Source organism: Kitasatospora sp. NPDC002551, from assembly GCF_040296005.1.
Taxonomy (GTDB): Bacteria; Actinomycetota; Actinomycetes; order Streptomycetales; family Streptomycetaceae; genus Kitasatospora.
The window spans coordinates 55171-63182 of record NZ_JBEOWI010000050.1; the positions used below are offsets into that span (position 1 = coordinate 55171).

General features: G+C 75.7%; 6 protein-coding genes. 3 read left to right on the top strand and 3 right to left on the bottom strand.

All coding sequences use genetic code 11. The features are described from left to right. Window positions 1-173 precede the first annotated feature (173 nt). On the top strand, window positions 174-3401 hold the full coding sequence (locus tag ABT093_RS31670) for a S41 family peptidase (protein WP_350570267.1): 3228 nt from the start codon (window positions 174-176) through the stop codon (window positions 3399-3401). A gap of 109 nt (window positions 3402-3510) precedes the next feature. On the opposite strand, the gene ABT093_RS31675 is transcribed toward ABT093_RS31670, so the two are convergent. Next, window positions 3511-3777: a hypothetical protein gene (locus tag ABT093_RS31675; protein ID WP_350570268.1), complete on the bottom strand. Its 267-nt coding sequence runs from the start codon at window positions 3775-3777 to the stop codon at window positions 3511-3513. Window positions 3778-3982: 205 nt separating this feature from the next. Between ABT093_RS31675 and ABT093_RS31680 the strand changes: the two genes are divergently transcribed. After that, window positions 3983-4780 (top strand): phosphoribosyl-dephospho-CoA transferase MdcG domain-containing protein, encoded by a 798-nt coding sequence (locus ABT093_RS31680; RefSeq protein WP_350570270.1) that lies wholly within the window; start codon window positions 3983-3985, stop codon window positions 4778-4780. A 13-nt stretch (window positions 4781-4793) separates the two neighbouring features. Here the strand turns inward: ABT093_RS31680 and ABT093_RS31685 are convergent, their stop codons facing one another. Next, window positions 4794-6914, bottom strand: coding sequence for a phosphocholine-specific phospholipase C (locus ABT093_RS31685; RefSeq protein WP_350570272.1), 2121 nt, complete (start codon window positions 6912-6914; stop codon window positions 4794-4796). Window positions 6915-7148: 234 nt separating this feature from the next. Continuing rightward, complete coding sequence (locus ABT093_RS31690) at window positions 7149-7805, bottom strand: pentapeptide repeat-containing protein (RefSeq protein WP_350570273.1); 657 nt, start codon at window positions 7803-7805, stop codon at window positions 7149-7151. Here ABT093_RS31690 and ABT093_RS31695 point away from each other — a divergent pair. Beyond that, on the top strand, window positions 7804-8012 hold a 209-nt coding region (locus tag ABT093_RS31695; RefSeq protein WP_350570274.1), incomplete at its 3' end, for a hypothetical protein. The two genes, ABT093_RS31690 and ABT093_RS31695, sit on opposite strands and share 2 nt — an antisense overlap.

The window sequence follows — 8012 nt, forward strand, 5'->3', positions numbered from 1 at the left end:
GGGCGCGCACCGGTGGTGGGGGAACGGCGCGGCCGGGCAGATGAGTTGGACTAGACCACTGAAGTGGATCCGGCCGTACGGTGTCAATGGTCCAGACCGGTTCCGGCGCCCGGGGCAGCGGCTCGGCGGCCCTTCCGGTTGCCGCGCGTGACGCCCCGTCGAAGCATGGAGGGGTGACGTCGCCCGGTTACCTCCGCTACCCCCACCTGCGCGGGGGCCTGCTGGCGTTCACCGCCGAGGACGACGTCTGGGTCGCCCCGCTGGACCCCGGTGCCACCGCGACCGGCCGGGCCTGGCGGGTCAGCTGCGACCGCACCCGGGTCAGCCACCCCCGGCTCTCCCCCGACGGCGCCACCCTCGCCTGGACCGCCTGGCAGAGCCTCGCCCCCGAGATCTGGACCGCCCCCGTCGACGGCGGCGAGGCCGTCCGGCTCAGCCACTGGGGCAGCCAGGACACCCGCCTGCGCGGCTGGCTGCCGGACGGCGAACTGCTCGCCGTCACCTCCTACCACGAGCCCTTCGGCCACTACACCTGGGCGCACGCCCTGCCCGCCGACGGCCGCCCCGCCCGCCGGATGCCCTGGGGCCCGGTCGGCGACGCCCAGGTCGGCCCGGCCCACACCGTGCTGCTCACCGGCGCCGCCCCGCACGAGCCCGCCGCCTGGAAGCGCTACCGGGGCGGTGCCACCGGCCGGCTCTGGGTGGACGGCACACAGATCCTCGCCGACCTGCCCGGGCACCTCGCCTCCCCGATGCCGGTCACCGCCGCCGACGGCGGGCGGATCGCCTTCCTCTGCGACCACGAGGGCGTCGGCAACCTCTACTCCTGCCGCCCCGACGGCACCGACCTGCGCCGGCACACCGACCACGCCTCCTACTACGCCCGCGAGGCCGCCACCGACGGCGTGCGGATCGTCTACCAGCACGCCGGGGACCTCTGGCTGCTCGACGGCCTGGACGCGCCCGCCCCGCGCCGGCTGCGGGTGCCGCTCGGCGGCGCCCGGGCCGGCCGGCGCCCGTACCAGGTCAGCGCCGCCTCGCACGTCAAGGACCTCGCCTGCGACGCCACCGGGCGGGCCGGGGTGATCACCGTCCGCGGCAGCCAGTACTGGCTCACCCACCGCGACGGCCCGGCCCGGGCGCTCGCCGACACCCCCGGCGTGCGCACCCGGCTGCCCGTCGTGCTCGGCCGCACCGGCGAGGCCGCCTGGATCACCGACGCCGAGGGCGAGGACGCGGTCGAGGTCGTGCCGCTGCCCGGCCACGAGCACGCCCCCTCCCAGCACGGCCACCGGGTGCTCGCCGCCGGCCGGATCGGCCGCGTCCTGGAACTCACCGCCGCCCCCGACGGCGCCCGCCTCGCGGCCACCACCTCCGACGGCCGGCTGCTGCTGGTCACCGCCGCCGACGGCGGCGTGCGCGAACTCGCCTCCTCCGGCCACGGACCGGTCACCAGCGCCCGCTTCTCCCCCGACGCGCACTGGATCGCCTGGTCCCAGCCCGCCGCCGGCCGCTCGCTGCGCCGCATCCGGCTCACCCGCGCCGACGTCCCCGGGCCGGTGGTCGACGTCACCGACGGCCGGTTCGAGGACGAGCAGCCGGTCTTCACCCGGGACGGCCGCTACCTGGCCTTCCTGTCCTGGCGCGGCTTCGACCCCGTGCACGACGTGCACACCGGTGACCTCTCCTTCCCGCTCGGCTGCCGCCCCTACGTCGTCCCGCTCACCGCCGGCACCCCGTCGCCGTTCGCCGCCCCCGCCGAGGACGGCGCCCCGCACGGCGACGGCGGCGGCGACGGCACCGTCGAGGTGGACGCCGAGGGCATCGGCGAGCGGCTGATCCCGTTCCCGGTGCTGGCCGGCAAGTACTCGGCCACCGACGCGGTGCGCGGCGGGCTGGTCTGGCTGCGCTGGCCGATCTCCGGCGTCCTCGGGCAGACCTTCACCAACCCCGACGACACCTCCGGCCGCCCCTCCCTGGAGTACTTCGACCTGGCCCGCGGCTCCCGCTCCACGCTCGCCGACCGGCTCGACGGCTACGCGGTCTCCGGCGACGGCGGCTCGGTGGCCGTCTACTCGGCCGGCACCCTGCGGATCGTCCCGGTCGCCGCCCCCTCCGCCGGCACCAGCGTCGACCTGCGGCGGATCACCCACACCGTGCACCCGGCCGCCGAGTGGCGCCAGGCCTACGCGGAGGCCGCCCGGATCGTGCGCGACCAGTTCTGGGACGCGGGCATGTGCGGGCTGGACTGGCCCGCCCTGGTCGCCCAGTACGAGCCGCTGCTGGAGCGGATCGCCGGTCCCGACGACTTCGCCGACCTGCTGCGCGAGCTGCTCGGCGAACTCGGCACCTCGCACGCCTACGTCACCCCGTCCCGGCGCGGCGAGGGGCCCGCGCTCGCCCAGCAGCCGCTCGGCCTGCTCGGCGCCAACGCCCACCGCTCCTCCGACGGACGCTGGCTGGTCGACCGGGTGCTGGCCGGCGAGTCCTCCGACCCGCGCGCCCGCGCCCCGCTCGCCACCCACGGCGTGCGCGACGGCGACGAGCTGCTCGCCGTCGCCGGGCGGCCCGTCGACCCGGTGCGCGGACCCGTGCCGCTGCTCGCCGGCACCGGCGGGACGAGCGTCGAACTCACCCTGCGCCGGGGCGGCCCGGACGGCGCCGTGCGCCGGATCACCGTCACCCCGCTCACCGACGAGCGGGCCATCCGCTACCAGGACTGGGTGGCCAAACGGCGCGCCCTGGTCCGGGAGTTCAGCGACGGCCGGTGCGGCTACCTGCACATCCCGGACCTCGGCGGATCCGGCTGGGCGCAGTTCAACCGCGACGTGCGGCGGGAGATGGACAAGCCCGCGCTGGTCCTGGACGTGCGCGGCAACGCCGGCGGCAACGTCTCCGAACTGGTCCTGGAGAAGCTCACCCGCCGCGTCCTGGCCTGGGACTTCAGCCGCGGCCGGGAACCCGTGCGGTGGCCGCGCGACGCGCCGCGCGGGCCGGTGGTGGCGCTCGCCGACGAGGCCACCAGCTCGGACGGCGACGTCATCATCGCCGCCATCCGGCTGCTCGGGCTCGGCCCGGTGGTCGGCAACCGGACCTGGGGCGGGGTGGTCGGCATGACCGGGCGCCACCAGCTCGGCGACGGGACGCAGATCTCGGTGCCGAAGAACGCCTCCTGGTTCACCGGCGGGCTCGGCTTCTCGGTGGAGAACCGGGGCGTCGAGCCGGACGTGCACGTGCTCCGCACCCCCCGGGACTGGGCCACGGGGCGGCACCCGGAGCTGGTGACGGCGGTGCGCCTGGCGCTGGAGCTGCTGGACGACGTGCCGGCCGCCGTCCCGCCGCCGGCGGACACGCCGCGGCCCGACCTGCGGCGCCCGCCGCTGCCGCCCCGGGAACGGTGAGCACGGCCGCGGGGCGGTCCGGCGTCGGCACGGCCGCGGGGCGGTCCGGCGTCAGCGGGCGGCAGCCGGCGGGGCGGTTCAGCGGGCGGCGGGACGGTTCAGCGGGCGGTCAGCCCCAGGGGTCGCCCTCGGACGTCATGTCCTGGCGGGCGCGCTCCTCGGCCTCCCGCTCGCTGACCGCCGAGGTCTCCTGGGCCTCCCGGGCCTTCTCCGTCTCGGCGCTGAAGGCGTCCGCGGCCTCGTCGTGGGCCAGGGCGGCGCGCTGTGCGGCGTCGGTCATCGCGGTGGTGTCCCGCTCGGCGCCCTCGCCGAGCGAGGACCGGCTCTCCTCGGCGGCGTGCTGCGTCCTGTGGCGGAACCTGTCGAAGATGCCCATGACTCCTCCTCCGGGTGAATTCCGGACTGCCCCCACTCTCACACCGCCGCGCCCGGCCCGCACCCCGCGGCCGGCGCCGGGCGCCCGGGGCACCGTTGAGCCGTTGGTCCCGGGTCGCGGGCGCCGAAAGGCCGTAGCCGTCCGGGCGGGGCGGGAGGAGGGTGGAGGGCGTCAGCCGGTCCCGATCCCACCCCTGGAGCCCGCCGTGACCGTCGCCGCCCACCCCCGCGTCCCCCGTCCGAGTGAGGAACTGCACGGCGGACCGCGCCGGCTGGTCGGCTCGCTGGCCGCGCTCGACGGGCGACAGCCCGGCGTCCACGACCTCCTGCTGATGCAGTGCCCCAGCTCGCTGCGCCCGCTGGGCGGCGGCGCGCTGCCGGACTGGGCGCGGCAGGTGCTGCGCGCGCACCCCTGGGTCACGGTCGGGCGGGCGCCGGCCGTGGCGGGCGCCCCCGCGGACACCCCGCACCCCGTGCGCTGCACCCGGGACGTGTCGGCCGCGCCGGAGACCTGGCTGCCGGTGACGGTGCGCGGTCCCCGGCGCGGGCAGCGGCTGGACGCGCTGGCACCCCGATCGGCGGTGGCCCGCACACTGCGCCCCGAACAGCTGCCGGGACGCATCTCCCTGCTGTCGCCCGAGCGGGTGGCGGCGATCCCCGCGCTGGCGGTGCTGCCGCTCGCCGGGCAGCTGATCGCCGACCACCGGCTGGCCTGGGGGCCGATCGGCGCGATCGGCTACGAGCTGGCCACCGGCGAACCGGTGGCCGGCCCGCTGAGCCCGCTGCGGCTGGTGCTGCGCGCGCCGCAGCCGGTGAGCCGGCGCGACGCGCTGCACCTGCGCCGGGCGCTCAGCCGGCTGCGGGTCCCGGTCCAGGCCGAACTGGAGACCCGGCACGGCGCGGTGCTGCTGGCCGAGTACGCGGCCTCGCCGCTGTCGCTGACCCTGCTCACGCCGTACGGGCCCCGGGAGGTCCACGACCCGTGGTTCCCCCGGGGCCGGTGAGCGCGCGCCGGGCTCAGCCGCTGACGCTGGCCGCGCCGGTCTCCAAGTGGCCGGTGAACCGCTGCGACCAGGCGCTGTCGGCGTTCACCGTGACGGTGAAGTCGTACCAGCCGTTGGTGTAGGCGACGGCGTTGAAGAAGTCGCTGACGCTGCCGCCGGCCGGCACCTGGTACGTCCAGGGGCCGTCGGCGCGGTAGTTGGTGGAGGTGATGGTGAAGGTCAGCGCGGTGCTGCCGGTGTTGGCGAGCCTGAACCAGACGGCCGGCTTGCCGCTGCCCGGCTCGACGGCGTAGGAGCAGGTGACGGCCGCGTTCCTGCCGGCCTTGGTGGCGTCGCCCTTGAAGCGGCGCAGGAAGCGGTTGGGGCCGACCACGCTCAGGTCGTACTGGCCGCTCCCGTAGCCGGTGCCGCAGTTGAAGAAGTCGCTCTGGCTGCCGCCCGGGTCCACCGTGTACTGCCAGGGGCCGCCGCCGCGGTGGGCGTTGGCGTAGGCGGCGAAGTGCGCGGACCTGGTCGCCTCGGCGCCCGCGTTGGTCATCGCCAGCCAGACCTTGATCGTGCCGGCCGAGCCGAACTCCAGGCGGTCCAGGTTGGCGTTGGGCTGGTACGGCAGGGCGCGGGCCGGGCGGGTGCCGATCTCCTGGGCGGGCAGCTTGTTGTCGACCGGGGCCGGGTTGGGCAGCGGGCCGCAGGTGGACATGCCGACCACCGCGCCGGCCGTGGCGGGCAGCGCGGGCAGGCCGTACACCGGGTTGGCGAAGTCGAACAGGCCGGTGAGGTCGCCGCAGACCCGCCGGCGCCAGTCGCTGATGCCGACGCAGTTCGCCGGCCGGCCGATGGCGGCGGTCCACTTCTCCAGGAAGCGCAGCACCGAGGTGTGGTCGAAGACCTCGGAGGAGACCCAGCCGCCGCGGGTCCACGGGGAGACCGCGATCAGCGGCACGCGGAAGCCGAGGCCGATGTTGGTGCCGTTGTGGAACTCCCCCGGGGTGCCCGCCGGGGCGGTGGGCGGCGGGACGTGGTCGAAGAAGCCGTCGTTCTCGTCGTAGTTGAGGAACAGGACGGTCGAGTCGAAGACGTCCGGGTCCGCGTTGAGCGCGTCGATCACGTTGTGGACGAAGTGCGCGCCGTCGGCCGGGGTGGCGTACGGGTGCTCGGAGACCTCCTGGTTGGGGACGATCCAGGAGACCTGCGGCAGGGTGCCGGCCAGCACGTCGGCCTTGATCGCGGCGACGATGTCGTCCGGGGTCCGGCCGGTGACCTTGGGGACGGAGCCCATGCCCTTGACCGCGAGCGGGCTGCCGGCCGGCGCGTTGGCGAACTGGGTGAAGTAGGCCAAGGCGTTGTCGCCGTAGTTGTCGGCGGCGTTCTGGTAGACCTTCCAGCTGACGCCGGCGTTCTCCAGCGCCTCGGCGTAGGTCTGCCAGCGCAGGCCCTTCTCGTCGCCGCCGTCGTAGGCCGGGCCGCCCGCCGTGCCGGAGGGGTCGATCTGGCCGGACCAGTGGTAGGTGCGGTTGGGGCCGGTGGCGCTCAGTACCGAGCAGAAGTAGGCGTCGCAGATGGTCCAGTTCTCCGCGAGCGCGTAGTGGAACGGGATGTCCTGGCGGGCCAGGAAGCCCAGGGTGCGGACGTTGCCCTTGGCCGCCACCCAGGAGTCCAGCTTCCCGCCGTTCCAGGCCCGGTGCTGGTCCGACCAGCCGTGGCTGAGATCGCCGTTGCACTGGGCCAGGCGCTCCGGGTCGGCTCCGCCGGCCGGCTTGGTGAGACTGAACTGCCACGGGTACTGGCGGGCCAGCAGGCCGTTGGGCTGGTTGAAGACGGAGTAGCCCCCGGCGATCTGGATGGCGGAGCGGTCGGCGAAGCCGCGCACGCCGCGCAGCATGCCGAAGTAGTGGTCGAAGCTGCGGTTCTCCTGCATCAGGATCACGATGTGCCGCGCGTCGGCGAGGGTGCCGGTCCGCGACGGCGCCGCCGACGGCGCCGCCGACGGCGCGGTGGCCGACGCGGGGACCGCGGCGGGGGCCTGCGCGGCGGCCGGCGTCCCGGCGCCGGCGCTCCCGGCACCGGTCACGGCCAGACCCGCGGCGGCGGCGCCGGACAGGCTCACGAACTTCCTACGACTCAACTCGGCCATCAGCCCGGTCCGTCCCTTCACTGGCGATGTTGTGCACACAAGTCGGGGCCCACTCGATCGCGCAGCATCCTCCACCCGCCCCGAACCACCCCACCAGGTGCGGGCGCCAGGATTGGCGGACTGTTCTCCCTTCCGTCACCGAACGACCGGAAGCTGAACGCGGGTCGGGACCGGAACCTCCCGACCTCCTCATGTGAACGCGTTCAAAGCCTCTGTCACGGCGGAGTCGCCCGCTCAGGCCCGCACCGTGATCCCCAGGGCCTGGGCGAACTGCGGGGCCAGCTCGAAGAGTTGGGTGGGGCTGATCAGGGCGCCGCGCAGGCCCTGGTGTCCGTCGGGCAGGCCGAGGGCGGCGGCTCCGCGCAGGTCGACCTTGCCGAGGGTGGCGCCGCGCAGCCGGACCTCCTCCAGGGTGGAGCCGGGGAAGGTGACGTCGGTGAGCCGCGCGTCGCCGAAGTCGACGTCGCGCAGCAGGCAGTCCTCGAAGACGACGTCGCGCAGCACGGCGGCGCGCAGGTTGACCGCCTCCAGCTTGCAGCCGCGGAACACCACCCGGCGCAGCGCCGAGCCGTGGGCGGTGATGCCGGCCAGGACACCGCCGGTGACGGCGCTGTCCTGCCACTCGCTGTCGGCGAGGTCGCAGGCCACCCATCGGCCGGCCTGCACCCAGACCTCGTTGAACCGGGCCTGGCGGAGCTTGACGCCGCTCAGCGAGACGCCGGTGAGGGCGCACTCCAGGAAGGTCGCGCCGGCCGCCGACCGGTCGGTGTGCTCGCCGCCGTCGAAGTGGACGGTGTCGTAGCGCGCGTCGCTGCGCAGCGGCCCGGTGTGCGGGGTCAGGTGGTCCGCGTAGGGCAGGTCTTCGAGGCGGTCGGGGACGTGCTGGGGCATGGCGGGGCACCTCGCGGTCGGCGGCGGACGGGTCCTGGTCCGCATGCTCGCACGGGGCACCGACAACCGGCCCGAGGCGCCGGGGCGGGGTCGCGGCGCGAGCGGGCGCGGCGGTGAGCAGCGGGTTGAGGTCGAGGACGCCGCGGGCCAGCAGGTCGGCGGCGGCCCGGAACACGCCGGGGCCGTAGTGGTAGCTGCCGATGTAGC